Consider the following 19,543-nt stretch of genomic DNA (forward strand, 5'->3'; position numbering starts at 1 on the left):
CACCGCGGCGGTCCGCTCGGTGACGGCCTCGGCGAGGGCAAGGGCGTCGCCGTACGGGACGAACGTGACGTCACCGGGCAGCGGCTCGAAGGGCTCGCGGTAGGCCGCCTTGGCCGTCAGCGAGAGGGCACCCATCGTGCGGCCGTGGAACGAGCCCTCCGCGGCGACGACGTGGGTGCGGCCGGTACGCCGGGTGAGCTTGAGCGCCGCCTCGTTGGCCTCGGTGCCGGAGTTGGTGAGGAAGACCTTGCCGCCGCCGACGCCGACCCCGAGCAGGTCCAGCAGCCGCTCGGCCAGCTCCACCTGCGGCTCGGTCGTGAAGAAGTTCGACACGTGGCCGAGCGCGTTCACGGCGATGCCGCCGAGGAGGTCGACGTACTCGTTGCCGTCCTCGTCCCAGACGTGGGCGCCCTCGCCGCGGGCGAGGACGAGCTTCGGCGGGCCGAAGGTGTTCATCAGGCTGGCGGCGTACCGCTCGCCCCAGGTCTGCCGGGTGTCGCTCACTGGGCGTCCCTCGCCTTCCGGGTCTTGGTCTCGACGCCGGGGAGCACCTGGGTGCCGACGCCCTCGTTGGTGAAGAGCTCGAGCAGCACGGCGTGCGGCTCGCGGCCGTCGACCACCGTGGCGCGGGACACGCCGTTCTCGACTGCGCGCAGGCAGGCGCCCATCTTCGGGATCATGCCGGAGGCCAGCGTCGGGAGGATCTCCGCGAGCGCCTCGGGGCCGATCTCGCCGATCACGTCGTCGGAGTGGGGCCAGTCGAGGTAGAGGCCCTCGACGTCGGTGAGGACCAGCAGCTTCTCGGCCTTCAGGGCGACCGCCAGCGCGGCGGCCGCGGAGTCGGCGTTGACGTTGTGGACGGTGCCGTGGACGTCGGGCGCGACGCTGGAGACGACCGGGATGCGGCCGGCCTCGATCAGGTCGAGGACCGACTCGGGCCGCACCTGCGTCACCTCGCCCACCAGGCCGAGGTCGACCTCCTCGCCGTCGACGACCGTGCCGGTCGGCGTGGCGGTGAACAGGCCGGCGTCCTCGCCCGAGCAGCCGACCGCCAGCGGGCCGTGCTCGTTGATGAGCCCGACCAGCTCGCGCTGGACCTGGCCGACCAGGACCATGCGGACCACGTCCATCGCCTCCGGCGTGGTCACCCGCAGGCCGCCGCGGAACTCCGACTCGATGCCGAGCTTGTCGAGCATCCGGGAGATCTGCGGTCCGCCACCGTGCACCACGACGGGCTTGAACCCGGCGAAGCGCAGGAAGGCGATGTCCTCGGCGAAGGCGCGCTTGAGCGTCTCGTCGGTCATGGCGTTGCCGCCGTACTTCACCACGACGATCTTGCCGTGGTAGCGCTTCAGCCAGGGCAGCGCGGCCGCGAGCGTGCGGGCCTTCGCCGGGTCGGGCTTGCTCGGGTCGTGGTGGACGTGGTCGATCAGGGAGTCGCTCATGAGGAGTAGGCGCTGTTCTCGTGGACGTAGGCGTGGGTGAGGTCGTTGGTCCAGACGGTGGCCCGCTCGGACCCGGACTTCAGGTCGATGGTCACGCTCACCTCGCGCGGGGTCAGGTCGACCTCGGCGGGATCGGCGTGCGGCGTGGAGCCCTGGCAGACCCAGACGCCGTTCATCGCGACGTCGAGATCCGCCGGGTCGAACTGCGCGGAGGTGGTGCCGACGCTGGCGAGCACCCGGCCCCAGTTCGGGTCCTTGCCGAACACCGCCGCCTTGAACAGGTTGCTCCGGGCCACGCTGCGGCCGACCTCCACCGCCTCGTCCTCGGTGGCGGCGTTGAGCACGGTGATCGCGATCTCGTGGTCCGCGCCCTCGGCGTCCTTCAGCAGCTGCATGGCCAGGTCGGTGCAGGCCTGGGTGAGCGCCTCGGTGAAGTCGGGCAGGGACGGCGTGATGCCGCTGGCCCCGCTCGCCATCACCGTGACGGTGTCGTTGGTCGACATGCACCCGTCGGAGTCCAGCCGGTCGAAGGAGACCCGGGTGGCCGCCCGCAGCGCGGTGTCGAGATCGGCCGCCGAGACGACCGCGTCGGTGGTGAGCACGACGAGCATGGTGGCCAGCTGGGGCGCGAGCATGCCAGCGCCCTTGGCCATCCCGCCGATGCTCCAGCCCGCGCCCTCGACGACGACCTGCTTGCTCACGGTGTCGGTGGTCATGATGCCCTCGGCCGCCTGCGTGCCGCCGTCGGCCGCGAGGGCGGCGTACGCCGCGTCGACGCCCGAGAGCAGCTGGTCGCGGTCGTTGACCAGGCCGATCAGGCCGGTCGAGCAGACGACCACGTCGATCGCGCCGATGCCGAGGTGCTCGGCGACCCGCTCCGCGACCGCGTGCGTGGTCTGGAAGCCCTCGGGGCCGGTGTAGCAGTTGGCGCCGCCGGAGTTCAGGAAGACCGCGCGGACGGTGCCGTCCTTGACGACCTCCTGGCTCCACAGGACGGGGTTGGCCTTGCAGCGGTTGGCGGTGAAGACGGTGGCGGAGTCATAGGCGGGGCCGTTGTTGACGACCAGGGCGATGTCCTTGGCGCCGGTGGACTTCAGGCCGGCGGCGACTCCGGCGGCGGTGAACCCGGCGGGGGTGGTGACGGTCATTTCTTCTTGGTCTGCTTGCTGGGCGTGACGGGGACGGCGGCGACGACGGTGTGCCCCCGTCGTCGCCAGGCCTCGGCCGCGCGCTCGGCATCGGTGTTCGGGACCAGGATCCAGTCGGTGTCGTAGGTGGAGATGGTGAAGACCGGCACGGCGGCCTCGGCCAGCGGGACCAGCAGGCCCGCCAGGACCCCCACCAGGGCGAGGTCGAGGGGACCCTGCACCGCGAACGCGGTCAGGCCCTTCTGCGCGACCTGCTTGGTCGGGACGTTGCGCCCGGCGCACACCAGCGAGGTCTCGGTCGCGGTCGCCGTGATCGAGAACAGCGAGGACGACTCGGCCCAGGCCGGGATCTCCGACCCCGGAGGGAGCCGGACGACGGCGAGCTTCTCGGGGAACTCCTGCAGCGTGTACGTCGGCTGTTCGGTCTGGCTCTCGTCGGTCATGGCGCGAGTCCGATCGTGGTGAGGCCGAGGCCCTCGTCGAGGCCCAGCGCGAGGTTCATGCACTGCACGGCGGCGCCGGCGGTGCCCTTGGCGAGATTGTCGACCACGCCGACCGCGACCATCCGGTCGGCCGTCTCGTCGGCCGTCACCTGGAGGTGCACGGCGTTGGAGCCGACGACGGACTTGGTCTGCGGCCACTGACCCTCGGGGAGCAGGTGGACGAAGGGCTCCTCCGCGTACGCCGCGGTGTAGGCGTCGCGAAGGTCGGCGGCGGTGACGCCGTCGCGCAGCGTGGCCGAGCAGGTCGCGAGGATGCCGCGCGGCATCGGGACCAGCAGTGGCGTGAAGCTGACCGTGACCGTGCCGTCCACGAGGGCGGAGAGGTTCTGGGTGATCTCGGGCGTGTGGCGATGGCTGCCGCCGACGCCGTACGCGCTGGCGTTGCCCATGATCTCGCTCCCGAGCAGGTGCGGCTTGGCCGCCTTGCCGGCGCCGCTGGTGCCCGAGGCGGCGACGACGACGACGTCCGGCTCGACCAGGCCGGCCGCGACCGCCGGCGCGAGGGTCAGGGTGGAGATGGTCGGGTAGCAGCCGGGGACGGCGATCCGGGTCGCCCCGCGCAGCAGGTCGCGCTGGCCGGGGAGCTCCGGCAGGCCGTACGGCCAGGTGCCGGCGTGGTCACCGCCGTAGAACCGCTCCCACTCGGCGGCGTCGGCGAGGCGGAAGTCGGCGCCGCAGTCGACGACCACGGTCCCCTCCCCCAGCTGCGCGGCGATCGCGCCGGACTGGCCGTGCGGGAGCGCCAGGAAGACGACGTCGTGCCCGGAGAGCGTGTCCAGGGAGGTCTCCACGAGGACCCGGTCGGCGAGGGGCAGCAGGTGCGGCTGCAACGCCCCGAGGGGCTGTCCGGCGTTGGACGCCCCGGTGAGCGCGCCGATCTCGATCTCGGGATGACCGAGGAGCAGGCGCAGCAGCTCACCCCCGGCGTACCCGCTGGCTCCGGCGACCGCGACGCGCTTCCGACTCATATGCATGACTATACACAACTGTGCATGTTCATCGCATCGGCGGCGGAAACCATCGCTGCGCGTGTCGTCCTCGGTGCCTACGGTGAGCCTATGGCGAGACTGCAACCCGAGGCCTACCTGCACCACCTGCGAGACGAGTCCGCCCGCTTCCGGCGGGTGCTGGCCGGCACCGACCCGGCCGCGCGGGTCCCGAGCTGCCCGGACTGGGACGCGACGGACCTCCTGTGGCACCTCGGCACCGTGCAGCATTTCTGGGCCACCATCGTGACGCAGCGCCCCCAGGGGCCCGACGACTACGTCGAGCCGCCCCGGCCCGAGGGCCACGCGGCGGTGCTGGAGTTCTTCGACGCCGGCTCCGCCCGCCTGCTCGCCGCCCTGGCCGAGGTCGATCCGGCCGAGGAGGCCTGGACCTGGTCGGCGGACCACACCGTCGGCTTCACCATCCGTCGGCAGGCGCACGAGGCGCTGATCCACCGGGTCGACGCCGAGCTCGCCGCGGGAGAGCGCACCCCGCTCGACGCCGCGCTGGCCGCCGACGGCGTCGAGGAGGTGCTGGACGTGATGTTCGGCGGGAGCCCGCCGTGGGGCGAATTCACCCCGCGGGAGCGCTACGTCCGGATCGAGTGCACCGACACCGGCGACGCCACCTGGGTGCAGCTCGGGGACTTCCGGGGCACGGGTCCGGACGGGACCGTCCACGACGGCCCGGATCTCCGCGTAGTGACGGCACCCGCTACCCCGGCCGCGGCGACGGTCGGCGGCCCGGCGGCCGCGCTGGACGCCTGGCTGTGGCACCGCGGCGACGACGCCGAGCTCCGGGTCGAGGGCGACCCGGCGGCGTACGCCGACTTCCGCGCGTGCGTGGACTACCCGATCGACTGACGTCCGAGTGGGTCAGGCGGCGCCGAGCAGGCCGTCCGTCGCCTTCGCGAGCCGGGCGGCCAGCTCGTCGGTCGTCGACTCCGCGAAGGTGTCGCTGATGTGCGTACCGCCGCGGTACACCAGCACGTTGCCGATCACCGGGGGGCAGTGCACGCCGTCCGGGCACAGGACGGGCGACATGTCGACGATCTTGACCTCGGGCACCCGCGTCGCGGCTTCGAGCTGGCGCGGCGCCCCCGACTTGGGGGTCCCCGCCTCCTTCAGGGCCACGCAGTGGGTCAGGTCCTGGAGGTTCTCCTGGACGCAGTCGGGCACCGTCGCGCTCACGGGCACCGGGGTGTCGAGGATCGGGACCACCTCGATGCCGGCGTCGACCAGGCGCTCCCAGTACTCCACCAGGCCGTCGACCATCGCCGACTCCTCGTAGTCGTCCTCCGACTTCCCGCCGGGCGGCAGCGACCTGCTGTGGCGCGTCACGGTCAGCACGACATCGGGCTTCATCTCCACGATCGTGTCCAGCGCCCACGGCTGCCACGCGTCGCACGACGGGTTGCGGTGGTTCTCGACGAGCAAGGTCGAGCCGGCGAACGGGCAGCCGTTCTTCGCGACCACGACCAGGCGCCACCCCTCGTCCAGCGCGATGTTGCGGACCGGGGTGAACCACTGAGCCGCCTTGGAGTCACCGACCAGGACGACGGTGCGCTCGGCGTCCGGGTCGCCGTACTCGCACGTCTCGAAGCCCTCGCTGTCGCGCAGGACGACACACCCGTCCGTGTTGATGCCGGGATAGTCCTGGTAGGCCTCGAGCGGCGAGGGCCGCAGCGCCTCGACCGACTTCAGCTCCGCCCAGTCGACGTCGGCGTACCGCGGGTCCTGGAGGGCGACGGCGCCGGGCGACTCGTTCGCCGAGGCCTCGTCGACGGTGTCGACGAGCGAGAAGGAGGCCACGAGGGCGACGCCGGCGACCGTGGAGACGACCATCGCACCGGCGCCGGCGAGCAGCGCCGGACGGGGCAGGGCGAAGCGGGCCGAGCGCCGGAACGGCGTCTCGACGTAGCGGTACGACAGCCACGCAGGGATCACCGACGCCAGCACGACCAGCAGGCCGTAACGGACCCGGAGGTCGCCCCAGATCCCCTCCGCGGCGATCAGGAACGGCCAGTGCCACAGGTAGAGGGAGTACGACAGCCCGCCGATCCACACCGCCGGGCGGATGCCGAGCAGACGACCCACGCCCCAGCGGGCCGAGACGCCGCCGCCCGCGAGGATCGCCGCCGCGGTGCCGAGGACCGGGAGCAGCGTCGCCGTGCCGGGCCACACGGTCGTGGCGTCCAGCTCGACGATGCTGTACGCGACGAGGGCGAGACCGACCCAGCCCAGCACCCCGCGCAACGCCGCGGGCAACCGGACCAACGTCGGGAACGCGATGGCCAGCAGCGCGCCGACACCGAGCTCCCAGATCCGGGTCGTCGAGACGAAGAAGGCGAGGCCGGGCTGCGCGACGGCGTACGACAGGGTGAACACGAACGACGCGACCGAGACGGCACAGATCCCGACGAGCAGCGCCACCCGCCAGCGCGCCCGGAACAGCGCGACCAGGGCCGCGATCAGCAGGGGCCAGACGACGTAGAACTGCTCCTCGACGGCCAGCGACCAGTAGTGCTGTACCGGCGACGCGCCGACGTTCTCGGCCAGGTAGTCGACCTCGCGCGCCCCCAGGCGCCAGTTCACGACGTAGAGCGCGGCCGCGACGATGTCGCCGCCGAAGTCCTTGCGGGTGTTGACCGGGAGGCACACCAGGGCGACGACGGCGCTGAACACCAGCACCAGCGCGCTCGCGGGGAGCAGGCGCCGGGCCCGCCGCGCCCAGAAGTCGGCCAGGCTCAGGCGGCCGTGGCGCTCCACCTCGCGCACCATCAGCGAGGTGATCAGGAAGCCCGAGATCACGAAGAAGACGTCGACCCCGACGTAGCCGCCGGGCACCCAGGCCAGGCCCGCGTGGTAGATCAGCACCGACAGGACGGCGACGGCGCGCAGGCCCTCGATGTCGGGCCGGAAGCCTCGAGTCGGGCCGTGGGACGGCTTGCTGTCGGTCACGGCACTCACGCACCCCAACACTAATCGGGGCTCGTCGTCGCGGCGAAACCGGTACGTCATCGCGCCCTCGACCTACAATCGCTCGTCGTGCCGCCGATGAGCGAGGCACCACCACCCGCCTCCACCGGAGCCTCCTCATGACTGCATCCCCGCGCCGCCGTCCCGTCGCGTCCCTGATCGCCGGCACCGTCCTCGCCCTCGGCGTGACCATCCTCCCGGCGTCGGCCCAGGCCGCCGAGTCGGCCGAACGCCGCAACACCAACCCCACCGGCACCGCCTCCGGCAGCTCGGCCAACGGCACCGGCAACCTGAAGGTCAGCCTCGCCGCCACCGCCGACGGCCGGATCAAGGTCACCTGGGAGCGCTCGAAGCGCGTCCGCAGCTTCACCAAGGTCCGGGTGCAGGTCAGCCCCAGCCGGAAGATGAACGTGAAGGTGAAGACGTACCGGGTCAGCCGCAAGCGGCACGCCCTCGTCGTCCGCCACGCCTTCGGGGCCGTGCCCACCTCGGGCAACTACTCGTTCGTCAAGGTCGTCGGCTACCGCCGCGACCGGTCCAAGACCGCGAGCCCGGCCAAGTGGATCCAGGCCCCGATCACCTACCCCTGCACCGCCGCACCCCAGGACCGGCTCACCGTGGCGGCGTTCAACGTCCGCAGCTGGGCCGCCGACCGGCACCTCGGCCCGGACCTGAACTGGAACCTGCGGGGGGACAACGTCGTCTCCGAGATCCTGCGCAGCGGCGCCCGCGCCCTGGCCATCCAGGAGGCCAGCGGGTCCGAGCGGCTCCAGTTCGGGATCCGGCCGCAGCGGCGCTGGATCCTCGACCGTCTCAACGAGGTGGACCCCGATCCCTCCTCGCACTGGGTCGACGCGCTGGACGACGCGGCGTACCGCCCGCCGAAGGGTCGCAAACCCGGCCTCGTCGGCACGCGGGTGTTCTACGACGCCAACCGGTACCGCAAGCTCGACGCGGGCCTGGAGCGCATCGTCGACCCGGCGTTCAACAAGGACTCGCTGATCCCCTGGGCGCGCCTGCAGTCGGTCGCCGGGAACCAGTCGCCGTTCGTGCTCACCTCCAACCACCTGCGCGTCGGCGTCGTCGGCAGCCGCACGGAGTGGGAGATCCGCGCCCGCCAGACCACCCGGACGATCCAGGTGATGCGCAGCCTGCGGAGCCGCTTCAACGACCAGGTGATCCTCGGCGGCGACCTGAACTCGACGGCCAACACGCTGCCGTACAACAACGTGCACCAGGCGCTGATGAACGCCGGCTTCTACGACGCCTACGCGAGCGCGAGCATCGTGGGCGGGCAGTTCCCCACCACCCAGGACTCCAAGTTCCCCGTCTACCGGACTCCCCTGCGCCGTGACTACATCCTGACGCTGGGGTCGGCCAAGGGCTCCTGCGGCTACCGCAACCAGACCTACGGCAGCCGCTCTCAGATCGCCTCGGACCACTTCCTGCAGCTCGCGACGGTTCCCCTGCCGCCCCTGCGCTGAGCGCCGGGGACCGGCGGCGGGTGTGGTCGCGATGGTGGCGTGTGAGATGGACATCGTCAGGTCTGATGCACGCGAGTGCCGATCGGTTCGCGCGTGAAGGTCGCGTGAAGGCGCGCTGAAACCGGGCCACCCCAGCCTGGAGGCATGACCTCAGCTCCCACCGACCTGGCCGTCCACGCGACGGGCCTGGTCAAGACCTTCGACACCCATCGCGCCGTCGACGGCGTCGACCTCGACGTACGTCGCGGCGAGGTGTTCGGCGTGCTCGGCCCCAACGGCGCCGGCAAGACCACCCTGATCCGGATGCTGGCCACCCTGCTGCCGATCGACGGCGGCTCGGCGTCGATCTTCGGCGTCGACGTCCGCGACCAACCGCACATGATCCGCCAGCTCGTCGGCGTCACCGGACAGTACGCATCGGTCGACGAGGACCTGACGGCGCGGGAGAACCTCCGGCTCTTCGGCCGGCTCCAGGGCCTGGGGTCCGCCCCGTCGAGGAGCACCGCCGACGACCTGCTCGGCCGGTTCGGGCTCGAGGAGGCGGCCGACCGGCCGATCAAGCAGTTCTCCGGCGGCATGCGCCGCCGGCTCGACCTGGCGGCCTCGCTCATCACGCGCCCGCCGCTGATCTTCCTCGACGAGCCGACCACCGGTCTCGACCCGCGCACCCGCGGCCAGATGTGGGACACCATCCGTGCCCTGGTCGCCGAGGGCTGCACCGTGCTGCTCACCACGCAGTACCTCGACGAGGCCGACCAGCTCGCCGACCGGATCGCGGTCATCGACCACGGGCGCAAGGTCGCCGAGGGCACGCCGGACCAGCTCAAGAGCCAGGTCGGCTCGTCCACGCTGCAGCTCCGGCTGGCCGACCCCGCTGGCACGGACGCCGCGGGCGCCGTCGTCCGGCGGATCGTGGGCGAGCACGCCGTACCGACCCCCGAGTCGGGTGGCCTCAACGTGCCGCTGGCGGACGCGAACCTGGCCGCCGACGTCCTCATCGCACTGCGCGAGGCGGGCCTGCCGATCCTCGCCGCGACCGTCCAGAAGCCGACCCTCGACGAGGTGTTCCTCGCGCTGACCGGCTCCCCCACCCACCACGACGAGATGGAGACCGCGCGATGACCAGCCTGCTCCCCACGCCGACCGCGGCGTCGTACGACCTCGGCGAGCGCCGGCTCGCCGCGCGGGTGTCCGTGCCCGACACCGTCCGGCAGACCCTGGCCATGGCCTGGCGCTCGTGGACGAAGATGCTGCGCAACCCCGAGCAGTTCTTCGACGTCATCATCCAGCCGCTGCTCTTCACCGCGATGTTCGCCTACGTCTTCGGCGGCGCCATCTCCGGCGACGTGGCGAGCTACCTGCCGCTGCTGATTCCCGGCATCCTCGCCCAGACGACCCTCACCGTGTGCATGGCCACGGGCGTCCAGCTGCGCGAGGACATGGACAAGGGCGTCTTCGACCGGTTCAAGTCGCTGCCGATGGCGCGGATCGCCCCGCTGGCCGGGCCGATGGTGGCGGACCTGTCCCGGTACGCCATCGCCACCGGGCTGACCATCCTGACGGGGCTGGTGATGGGCTACCGACCCGGAGGCGGCATCGCCGGCGTGCTCGCGGGCGCGCTGCTGACCATCGTCGCCGGCTGGTCGCTGGCCTGGATCTTCACCTGGCTCGGCACCGTCGCCACGACCGCGCGGAGCGTGCAGGCCATCTCGATGATGATCATGTTCCCGCTGACGTTCCTGTCCAACGCGTTCGTCCCGGCCGAGACGCTGCCGAGCGGGTTGCGTGCGTTCGTGGAGGTCAACCCGGTCTCGCACGTGGTGACCGCCGTCCGCGACCTGCTCAACGACGGTCAGGTCACCGGCGAGGTGGGCTGGGCGCTGTTCGGCTGCGCCGTCGTGGTCGCGGTGTTCGCCCCGCTCGCGGTGCGCAGCTACTCGCGCAAGATGTGACCGGTCAGGACGCGAGCTGCGCGACCAGGCTCCGCACGCGGTCGCGCAGCTCGTGCGGGCGACCCGCACCGAGCGCGTCACGCGCCGTCGCCAGCGCGCCGGGGAGGATCTCCTCGGCGCGCTGCTCGGCGTACGCCCAGTCCAGGCTCGGCAGCATCCGGTTGTAGGCGAACCGTTCCGCGACAGCCAGCAGCGGGGTCGCCAGGGACCCGGGTCCCTCCGGTCCGGTCAGCTCCCAGAGCCCGAGGGCGTAGATGACCGAGCCGACCACCGGGAAGTCCAGGTACGGCGTCTCGGCGGTCAGCGCGACCCGGCAGCCCTCGAGCAGGTCGGCACGCAGTCCGGCGCCGAGCTCGCGCTCGCCGTACCGCACGTGGGCGCTGAGCGCGGCGGCGCTCGGGAAGAGCACCCACGGATTGCCGGGGGACGGCTGCGCCGCACCGGACCGGGTACGGCGCGCGAGCTCCGCGATCCCCGAGCGGTACGTCGCGAGCCCCGAGGCCACCTGCCCCCGGGCGAGGGCGACCTCGGCGCGCCCGCACAGCACGGTCAACGCGCCCCCGAACAGCGACTGCCCGCCGTCCGTGGCCGCGATCTCCTCGATGATCCGCTCGGCGTCGCCGGGCCGGCCCGCCCGCAGCGCCGCGACGGCGAAGACGGCACGGGCCTGGCTCGCGTCCTCCTCGGCCCCCAGCGCGAGCAGGTCCGGCAGGGTCGCGGCGGCGAGCCGCTCGGCTCCCCCGATGTCCCCGGCAGCGAGGGCGAGGCTCGCGAGCTGGGCGGTCGTCATCGCCCGGCCCCACGGCCCCTCGTCCGTGTCCCAGAGCGCCAGCGCACGCTCGCCGTACTCGCGGGCCAGGACCACCTCGCCGGCGTTCTCGTGGATCTGGCAGGCCCACTGCAGCGCGACCCGCGCGACGAACGGGTCGGGGTCCTCGCACAGCGCCTCGAGCTCCGCCGGGTCGGCCTCGGTGCCGATGGTCAGCAGCAGCGTCCGGGTCAGCCCCGCGATCCGAGGCTCGGAGCCCGGCCCGAGCTCGCGCAGCCGGGCGATCGCCCGCGCCGCGACCCCGGAGGAGAAGATCATCGAGTTCACGACGACGGCACACAGGACCGCCCGGAGCAGCTCGTCGAGCTCGGGCGGGAGATCGGCATCGTGGAGGAGCGCCTCCGCCGCGGACGAGACGGTGACGACCTTGAGGTGCGTGCCCTCGATCGACCAGAAGCCCATCAGCAGCCCCGCGAGGAGCACCACGGCCTCGGCGTCGGCATCGGCCAGCGAGCGCCGCAGGACGTCGACGAGGTTGCCCTCCTCGACCCGGACGGCGCTCATCACGGCGATCTGGTCGGGGGTGAACAGGCGGGGCGCGAGCCCGGCCGCCAGGTCGGTCGCCCACGCGCGCAGGGTCGCGTCGGCGTCGGCCTCCTCGTCCGCCTCGGCCAGCCGGAGGCGGCCGAACTCGCGGACGGTCTCGAGCAGCCGGTAGCGGATCCCCTCACCCTCGTGCACGGTCACCAGCGACTGCTCGACCAGCCGACCGACGAGGTCGAGCGTGTCCGGGGAGCCCACCACCCGGGACGCCCCCTCGATGCCGAAGCCGTCGCGGAAGACCGCCAGCCGGCGCAGGGCCGCCCGCTCGTCCGCGGGCAGGAGGTTCCAGGACCAGTCGATGACCGCGAGCAGGGTCTGGTGACGCTCCGGAGCGTCACGACTGCCACCGCGCAGCAGCGCGAACCGGTCGTCGAGCCGGCGGGCGATCTCCACCACCGACATCGCCCGCACGCGGGCCGCGGCCAGCTCGACGGCCAGCGGCAGCCCGTCGAGCCGCTCCACGAGGGACCGGACCTCCCCGTCCTCCAGGCGTACGCCGGGCCGCGCCGCGGTGGCCCGCTCCCGGAACAGCTCGACCGCGTCGTCCGTGCCGAGCTGCGGCAGCAGGTAGACCCGCTCGGCGGCCAGGCCCAGCGGCGCTCGGGTGGTCGTGACGACGCTCAGGTACGGCGTCCGCGCGAGCAGCAGTGCGACGAGGTCGGCGACCGCGTCGACCACGTGCTCGCAGTTGTCGAGCACCAGCAGCGAGGGAGCGGTGCCGATCCGATCGACGATCCGGGTCAGCAGGTCCGCCCGACGCGACGGCTCGCCGGCGCGCGTCACGTAGGAGTCCCGCACCCCGAGGGCGTCGCCCACCTCGGCGGCCACCCCGTCGGGCGAGGTGACGCCGACCAGCTCCACGAAGTGCACTGTCGGCTGCTCGGCGAGCCGGCCGAGCAGGTGGGCGAGCCGGGTCTTCCCGAGGCCGCCGGGACCCACGATCGACACCAGGCGAGAGGTCCGCGTCATCGCGAGCAGCGCGGCGACGTCCTCGTCGCGGCCGATCAGCCGCGACGCGTCGTACCGCAGCCCCTCCCGGACGGGACGGTCACGGGCCAGCAGCTCGGCGTGCAGCGCCTGCAGCTCAGGCCCCGGGTCGGTGCCCAGCCGGTCGCGCTGGCCCACGCGGTGCCGTTCGTAGCGTTCCAGGGCGGCGCCGGTCCCCCGCACCGCGGCCTCGCTGCGCAGCAGTGCGGCCAGCAGGGACTCGTCGGCACCGTCAGCGGCGTCGAGGAGCACGGGGAGCGCCTCCTCGTGCCGGCCGAGGTCGGCGAGCGCCCGGCCACGCAACGCCCGCGCCTCGGCGACCCGGCTCCGGGCCTGGTCGCGCAGCTCGCCGAGGACTCCATCGGCTCCGGCCGCCACCGACACCAGGGCCGCCGCGGCCTCCCGCTCGGCGAGCGCCGCCTCGCCCGCGGCGTACGCCGACCGCGCGGCCGCGAGCCGTTCCCGGAGCTCGAGCGCGTCGACCTCGGCGGCGGGCAGGCCCAGCCGGTAGCCGTGCCCGGCTCGGACCACCACCTCGGACGCCGTCTGGCTACGGGCCCGCGAGACCACGACCTGCAGCGCCTTGGTGGGATGGGCCGGCTGGTCGTCCGGCCCCCACACCGTCTCGACCAGGGCGGTGTCGGAGACCACCCGTCCTTCGGCCAGGGTGAGAGCGGCGAGCAGCGCCTGGGTGCGCTCGCCCGGCACCGGAGACCCGCGCCAGCTCACGGCGTCGAGCAGGCGCAGGTCCACCGGTCAGGCCCGCTGGGCGGCGCCGGTCTGCTGGACGGCGGCGGCGACGGCGCCGTCGCGGGCGGCCGAGACCTCCTCCTCGGTGAGGGTGCGGTCCGGCGCCCGGAAGCGCAGGGCGAAGGCCAGGGACCGGTGCCCCTCGCCGACCTGCTCGCCGGTGTAGACGTCGAAGAGCCGCAGGGACTCCAGCAGCTCCCCCGCGCCCTCGCGCAGCGCGCGCTCCACGTCGGCCGCGCGGACGTCGTCGGCCACGACGAGGGCGACGTCCTCCTTCGCGACCGGGTACGTCGAGAACGTCGGAGCCGGCCGCAGGTGGACGGCGTGCTGGATCAGCGTGTCGAGGTCGACCTCGGCCGCCACCGAGCGCGGAGGCAGCCCGAACGTCGTGCAGACCCGTGGGTGCAGCTCGCCGGCGTACCCGACCGGGACGTCGCCGAGCAGCAGCTCGGCACAGCGTCCGGGGTGCCACGGCGCCGTGGCGGCCGGCCGGGTGGACAGCTGGAGGCCGAGCGCGTCCGCCACGGCACGCGCGCCCGCGACGGCGTCGGTCCAGTCGACCGCGCGACCGGCGCCCCACCACCCGGAGGGCAGGGCCTCGCCCGTGGCGACCAGCCCGAGGTGGAGCGGCTGGTCGGGCAGCGACTTCACCAGCTCGTCGAGCTCGGCATCGGTCGGCCGCCGGTCGACGGGCAGGATCGGCGCGGGTCCGGTGGCTCGCGGGAGGGTCACGGTGGCGGTCTCGAAGATCGCGACCGACGAGGTGCCGTGACCGGCGTTGCGGCCCGCCGTGCGCAACAGCGCCGGCAGGAGCGTCGTCGTCATGGACGGCGCCTCGGCCGACAGCGGGTTGGACAGCTTCAGCAGGTTGCGACGCGGGTCGTCGGCCGGGATGCCGAGCGCGTCGAGGTCGGCGTCGCCGACGAACGGGAAGTCGACGACCTCGACCCAACCGGCACCGGCGAGCGTCCGGCCGACGCGCCGGCGCAGGACCTGGGCGCGGGTCAGGCCGCGCCCACCCGGCGCCTTGGGGACCACCGAGGGGATCCGGTCGTAGCCGCGCAGCCGCACGACCTCCTCGACCAGGTCGTGCGGGTCGGTGACGTCGGGACGCCACGGCGGCGGCGTCGCGGTCAGCGCGTCACCGTCGCGGGTGACCGTGCAACCGACCGCCTCGAGGTCGGCGACGACCTGGTCGGCGTCGATCTCCAGGCCCGAGATCCGCGCCGGCAGGTCGGTCGCCATGGCGATCGCGGCCGGGAGGGGCGGGGTGCCGACGACCGTGTGGCCGGGCTCCGCCGTGCCACCGCCGTACGTCGTCAGCAGCTCGACGACCCGGTCGGCCGCGGCCTCGCAGATCGTCGGGTCGACGCCGCGCTCGTTGCGCTTGCCGGCCTCCGAGCTGATCTTGTGGCGCTTGCCGGTGCGGAACATCGAGACGGCGTCCCAGTGCGCGGCCTCGACGAGGACGCGGGTGGTCGTCGCGGACATCTCGGTGGTCTCGCCGCCCATCACGCCGCCGAGGCCGATGAGGCCCGAGTCGTCGGTGACGACGAGGTCCTCGGCCGAGAGGGTACGGCGGGTGCCGTCGAGCGTCGTCAGCTGCTCACCCTCGGTCGCCCGGCGGATGCGCAGGGCACCCTGCACCTTGTCGGCGTCGTAGCCGTGGATGGGGCGGCCGGTCTCGAGCATCACGTAGTTGGTGACGTCGACGGCCAGCGAGATGGGCCGCATGCCCGCCGCGGCGATGCGCTGGCTGATGAAGTCGGGGGTCGGCGCGGCCGGGTCGAAGCCCGAGACCGTGCGGGCCACGAAGACCGGGCAGCCGACCGCGTCGTCCACGACGACCGGCCAGCCGGCGTCGTCGGCGGGCGGGGTGTCGCGCAGGGCCGGGTCGCGGAAACCGGTCGCGCCGGCGACCGAGACCTCGACGTCGCGGGCGATGCCGCGCAGCGAGAGGCCGTAGGCGCGGTCGGGGTTGACCTCGAGCTCGATGATCTCCTCGTCGAGGCCGAGCAGCGGGCGCACGTCCTGGCCGGGCTCACCCGCGTCAGCGGGGAGCACGATGATCCCGTCGTGATCCTCCCCGAGGCCCAGCTCGCGGGCCGAGCAGATCATGCCGGAGGAGACGTGGCCGTAGGTCTTGCGCGCGGAGATCGCGAAGCCGCCGGGCAGCACGCCGCCCGGCAGCACCACGACGACCAGGTCGCCGGGGGCGAAGTTGTGCGCTCCGCAGACGATGCCCTGCGGCTCGCCGGTGCCGTTGGCGTCACCGACGTCGACGGTGCACCAGTTGATGGTCTTGCCGTTCTTCTGCGGCTCGGGCTCCATCGTGAGCACCCTGCCGACGACGAGCGGGCCGGTGATCTCGGCGCCGGGGCTGTGGATCGCCTCCAGCTTCAGGCCGGTCATCGTGAGCCGCTCGGTGAGCTCGGTGGTGGACACGTCGGCGGGGACGTCGACGTACTCCGTGATCCAGGACAGCGGGGCCTTCATGGTCAGTTCCTCAGATCTCGGTGCCGAACGCGGCGCTGAAGCGGACGTCGCCCTCGAAGAGCGGCCGCAGGTCCTCCAGGCCGTGCCGGAACATGAAGCTCCGGTCGATGCCCATGCCGAAGGCGAAGCCGGTGTACGCCTCGGGGTCGACGCCGCAGGCGACGAGCACCCGCGGGTTCACGACGCCGCAGCCGCCCCACTCGATCCAGCCCTCGCCCTTGCACGTGCGGCAGTCGGCGGAGTCGATCCCCCGGCACACGAAGCAGCGCACGTCGACCTCGGCCGACGGCTCGGTGAAGGGGAAGTACGACGGCCGGAAGCGGGTGTCGATGCCGTCGCCGAAGAGCTGGCCGGCGAGGTGGTCCAGCGAGCCCTTGAGGTGGGCCATGGTGATGCCCTCGTCGACGACGAGACCCTCCACCTGGTGGAACATCGGGCTGTGCGTGGCGTCGTACTCATCGGTGCGGAAGACGCGGCCCGGGCAGGCCACGTAGATCGGCGGCTTCCGGGTGAGCATGGTGCGCGCCTGGACCGGCGAGGTCTGGGTGCGCAGCACCACGTGGTGGTCGACCGGCTCGGTCCAGAACGTGTCCTGCAGCGTCCGCGCCGGGTGGTCCGGGCCGAGGTTGAGCGCGTCGAAGTTGAGCCACTCGGCCTCGACGACGGGTCCCTCGGCGATCTCCCAGCCCATCGCCACGAAGATGTCGGCGATCAGCTCGGACTGCAGGGTGATCGGGTGCCGGCCGCCGACGCGGGCGCGGTCGGTCGGCAGCGTGACGTCGACGGTCTCCTCGACCAGCATCCGCTCCTCGTGCTCGACCTCGAGCACCGCCTGCCGCTCACCGATCGCCTTGTTGACCGCCCCGCGCGCCTGGCCGATGCGCTGACCGGCCTCCTTGCGGGCCTGCGGCGGCAGCGCGCCGATCTCGCGGTTCGCGAGCGCCAGCGGCGAGCGGTCGCCGGTGTGGTCGATGCGCACCTGCTTGAGGGCGTCGAGATCGGCGGCAGCAGCGATCGCGGCGAGGGCGGCGTCCCGGGCGGCCTCGACCTCCTCGGACTTCAAGGGGGTGACCTCCACGGGGTCGTAGTCGGTGTTGGGGCCGGACAACTCGGGCCTCTTCTCGGGTGCGGTAGCGGAGACGTCGGTGGTGGGGAGGTCGCTCGACTCCCGGGCGCCGAGTCTAGGGACGCACCGTGCCTGCGCGCGAACCGGTTGCTCGCCTCCGGGCCGGTCAGTCCCGGCCGTCGTCCACGGCCGGCCAGGTGGTGACGACGCGCGCGCCCCCGCCGGGGGCGTCGGTGATCACGACCGTGCCGCCGTGGGCGCGCACCAGGCCGTGCACGATGTAGAGGCCCAGGCCCGAGCCGCCGCGGACGCCACTGGTCCAGAACTTCGTGAACACCCGGCGCCGCAGCTCGGCCGGGATCCCCTCCCCCTCGTCGTCGACCCGCACCTCGACGCCGTCCCACTCCGTCCCGTCGGGCAGCGCGCGCAGGACGACCCGGACCGTGCCCTCGCCGTGCCGGACGCCGTTCTCGACCAGGTTGGTCACCACCTGGGTGAACTTGTCCGGATCGGCGGAGATCTCCGGCAGGTCCGGCCCGACCTCCAGCTCGACCGGGGTGGCGGTGCCGGCCGCGACCGACTGGACGATCCGCCGGACGAGCACCTCGGCGTCCGTCGGGCGCGGGTAGAGCTGCAGCCGGCCGGTATCGATGCGGGCCACGTCGAGGAGCTCGGCGATCAGCCGGCTCAGCCGCTCGGAGTCGGCGGACACGGTGGTCAGCATCAGCTTCTTCTGCTCGTCGTTGAGCTTGTCCCAGCGGTTCAGCAGGGCCTGGACGAAGCCCTTCACCCCCGTCAGCGGCGAGCGCAGCTCGTGGGCGACCGTGGCGACCAGGTCCGAGCGCTCCCGGTCCAGGCGCGCCCGCCCGCGGCCCGAGCGCATGCTCACCACCACGTCGGTGACCGGCTCGTCCAGCGCCGGGCGGTGGATCCGGGCGCTGACCAGCACCTCGGTGCCGTCCGGGAGGACCCACGACTGCTCGGGCACCCCGGTGCGGGTGGGCAGGCCGTCGTACGGACGGTTCCAGTCGAACCAGCGGTGACCGTCGGTGTCACGCAGCGCCAGCACCTCGCTCAACGGGCGCCCCCGCGCAGCATCGGGCTGGACGCCGAGCATCGCGGCCGCCGGGGCCGAGACCAGCGTGAGCGCGCCGTCGGCGCCCGCGACCAGCACCGCGTCCGGGAGCAGGTCGGCCAGGGCCTGGGCATCGGGCGGGGCGCTCACGCCCGCCACCCTACGGGCGCGTCGACGTCAGGTGCGCTGGGCGCGGGCCGAGGCGTAGAGGCAGAGCGCGGCCGCTGTCGAGAGGTTGAGGCTCTCGGCTCGCCCGTGGATCGGGATCCGGACCCGGTGGTCGGCGAGCGCCGCCAGCTCGTCGGGCAGGCCCCACGCCTCGTTGCCGAAGAGCCAGGCGGTGGGACCCGCCAGCAGCTCGTCGGCCTCGAAGAGGTCGGTCTCCCCCGCACCGTCGGCGGCCAGCACGGTGAGGCCCGCGGCCTGGGCGGCCCGGACGGCGGCCGCAGCGTCCGGCTCGACGGCGAGCGGGACGTGGAAGAGGCTGCCGACGCTGGCCCGCACCGTCTTGGGGTTGTAGGCGTCCACGGAGCTGCCCGCGAGCACCACCGCGTCGGCACCGGCGGCGTCGGCGCAGCGCACCACGGTGCCGGCGTTGCCCGGGTCGCGTACGTCGGCGCACAGCGCGACCAGGCGACGCGGGGTCTCCAGCAGGTCGGTGAGCGGGCGGTCCAGGTGACGGCACAGCGCCACCACGCCGGCCGGCGAGACGCTGTCGCTGAGCGAGGCCAGTGCCCGGTCGTCGACCAGGGTCCACGGCACGTCGACGGCGGCGGCCGCGAGCTCGGCGTACTGCTCGGTGGCGGCGGGGGTCGCGAAGACCTCCACCACGCACCCGGGCACCGTCAGGGCGCCCTCGACGGCCTTCGGGCCGTCGGCAAGGAACAGCCGCCGCTCGGTGCGTACCGAGCGGCGGCTGAGCTTGCGCGTGTCCTTGAGGCGAGCGTTGCCCGCCGTCAGAGGAGTGTTCAGGCCGAGGCCTCCGCCTTGGGAGCGTTGACGTCCTCGGGCAGCGCGGCCTTGGCGACCTCGACGAGGGCGTTGAACGCGGCGACGTCGTTGACGGCCAGCTCGGCGAGGATCTTGCGGTCGACCTCGACACCCGCAGCCTTCAGGCCCTGGATGAAGCGGTTGTAGGTGATGTCGTTGGCGCGAGCCGCAGCGTTGATACGCGCGATCCACAGCTTCCGGAAGTCGCCCTTGCGCGCGCGACGGTCACGGTAGGCGTAGGTCATCGAGTGGAGCTGCTGCTCCTTGGCCTTGCGGTACAGGCGCGAACGCTGTCCGCGGTAGCCACTCG

At 73.2% G+C, this 19,543-nt stretch carries 16 protein-coding genes; 4 read left to right on the forward strand and 12 right to left on the reverse strand.

The window, feature by feature from the left end:
- The 5 genes from VMF51_RS09205 to argC form a co-directional block, all read right to left on the reverse strand.
- A partial coding sequence (locus VMF51_RS09205) for an aminotransferase class III-fold pyridoxal phosphate-dependent enzyme (protein ID WP_325474136.1) occupies positions 1–456 on the reverse strand: 456 nt, incomplete at its 3' end.
- A gap of 44 nt (positions 457–500) precedes the next feature.
- Entirely contained in the window at positions 501–1,445 is a 945-nt protein-coding gene (argB, locus tag VMF51_RS09210; RefSeq protein ID WP_325474122.1) for an acetylglutamate kinase, read from the reverse strand.
- Entirely contained in the window at positions 1,442–2,593 is a 1,152-nt protein-coding gene (gene argJ, locus VMF51_RS09215; RefSeq protein WP_325474123.1) for a bifunctional glutamate N-acetyltransferase/amino-acid acetyltransferase ArgJ, read from the reverse strand. The genes argB and argJ overlap by 4 nt, the downstream gene beginning before the upstream one ends.
- Positions 2,590–3,036, reverse strand: a complete 447-nt coding sequence (locus VMF51_RS09220; RefSeq protein ID WP_325474124.1) for an ACT domain-containing protein — start codon at positions 3,034–3,036, stop codon at positions 2,590–2,592. The genes argJ and VMF51_RS09220 overlap by 4 nt, the downstream gene beginning before the upstream one ends.
- Positions 3,033–4,070, reverse strand: coding sequence for an N-acetyl-gamma-glutamyl-phosphate reductase (argC, locus tag VMF51_RS09225; RefSeq protein WP_325474125.1), 1,038 nt, complete (start codon positions 4,068–4,070; stop codon positions 3,033–3,035). Before argC ends, VMF51_RS09220 begins: the two co-directional genes overlap by 4 nt.
- 84 nt (positions 4,071–4,154) lie before the next feature.
- Here argC and VMF51_RS09230 point away from each other — a divergent pair, with 84 nt between their 5' ends.
- A complete protein-coding gene (locus tag VMF51_RS09230) occupies positions 4,155–4,946 on the forward strand; it encodes a maleylpyruvate isomerase family mycothiol-dependent enzyme (protein ID WP_325474126.1) in 792 nt (263 codons plus the stop codon).
- A 12-nt stretch (positions 4,947–4,958) separates the two neighbouring features.
- Here VMF51_RS09230 and VMF51_RS09235 read toward each other — a convergent pair whose 3' ends face one another.
- Complete coding sequence (locus VMF51_RS09235) at positions 4,959–7,052, reverse strand: acyltransferase family protein (RefSeq protein WP_325474127.1); 2,094 nt, start codon at positions 7,050–7,052, stop codon at positions 4,959–4,961.
- Between the two features lie 128 nt (positions 7,053–7,180).
- Between VMF51_RS09235 and VMF51_RS09240 the strand changes: the two genes are divergently transcribed.
- From VMF51_RS09240 to VMF51_RS09250, 3 genes are all read left to right on the forward strand, one after another.
- Positions 7,181–8,545, forward strand: a complete 1,365-nt coding sequence (locus VMF51_RS09240) for a hypothetical protein (protein WP_325474128.1) — start codon at positions 7,181–7,183, stop codon at positions 8,543–8,545.
- 144 nt (positions 8,546–8,689) lie between these two features.
- Positions 8,690–9,667 (forward strand): ATP-binding cassette domain-containing protein, encoded by a 978-nt coding sequence (locus VMF51_RS09245; protein WP_325474129.1) that lies wholly within the window; start codon positions 8,690–8,692, stop codon positions 9,665–9,667.
- Positions 9,664–10,497, forward strand: a complete 834-nt coding sequence (locus VMF51_RS09250; protein WP_325474130.1) for an ABC transporter permease — start codon at positions 9,664–9,666, stop codon at positions 10,495–10,497. The genes VMF51_RS09245 and VMF51_RS09250 overlap by 4 nt, the downstream gene beginning before the upstream one ends.
- Positions 10,498–10,501: 4 nt before the next feature.
- Here VMF51_RS09250 and VMF51_RS09255 read toward each other — a convergent pair whose 3' ends face one another.
- The 6 genes from VMF51_RS09255 to rplT all read right to left on the reverse strand — a co-directional run.
- Positions 10,502–13,609, reverse strand: a complete 3,108-nt coding sequence (locus VMF51_RS09255) for an ATP-binding protein (RefSeq protein ID WP_325474131.1) — start codon at positions 13,607–13,609, stop codon at positions 10,502–10,504.
- Between the two features lie 3 nt (positions 13,610–13,612).
- Positions 13,613–16,102 (reverse strand): phenylalanine--tRNA ligase subunit beta, encoded by a 2,490-nt coding sequence (pheT, locus tag VMF51_RS09260; RefSeq protein ID WP_325474132.1) that lies wholly within the window; start codon positions 16,100–16,102, stop codon positions 13,613–13,615.
- Positions 16,103–16,112: 10 nt separating this feature from the next.
- Entirely contained in the window at positions 16,113–17,210 is a 1,098-nt protein-coding gene (pheS, locus tag VMF51_RS09265; RefSeq protein ID WP_325474133.1) for a phenylalanine--tRNA ligase subunit alpha, read from the reverse strand.
- A gap of 124 nt (positions 17,211–17,334) precedes the next feature.
- Positions 17,335–18,393: a PAS domain-containing sensor histidine kinase gene (locus VMF51_RS09270; protein ID WP_325474134.1), complete on the reverse strand. Its 1,059-nt coding sequence runs from the start codon at positions 18,391–18,393 to the stop codon at positions 17,335–17,337.
- A gap of 27 nt (positions 18,394–18,420) precedes the next feature.
- Positions 18,421–19,215 (reverse strand): RNA methyltransferase, encoded by a 795-nt coding sequence (locus tag VMF51_RS09275; RefSeq protein WP_325474137.1) that lies wholly within the window; start codon positions 19,213–19,215, stop codon positions 18,421–18,423.
- Positions 19,212–19,543: 50S ribosomal protein L20 (gene rplT / locus VMF51_RS09280; protein ID WP_325474135.1), on the reverse strand; the 332-nt coding region annotated here is incomplete at its 5' end. The genes rplT and VMF51_RS09275, both read right to left, overlap by 4 nt.

The organism is Nocardioides sp. (assembly GCF_035503875.1).
Taxonomy (GTDB): domain Bacteria; phylum Actinomycetota; class Actinomycetes; order Propionibacteriales; family Nocardioidaceae; genus Nocardioides.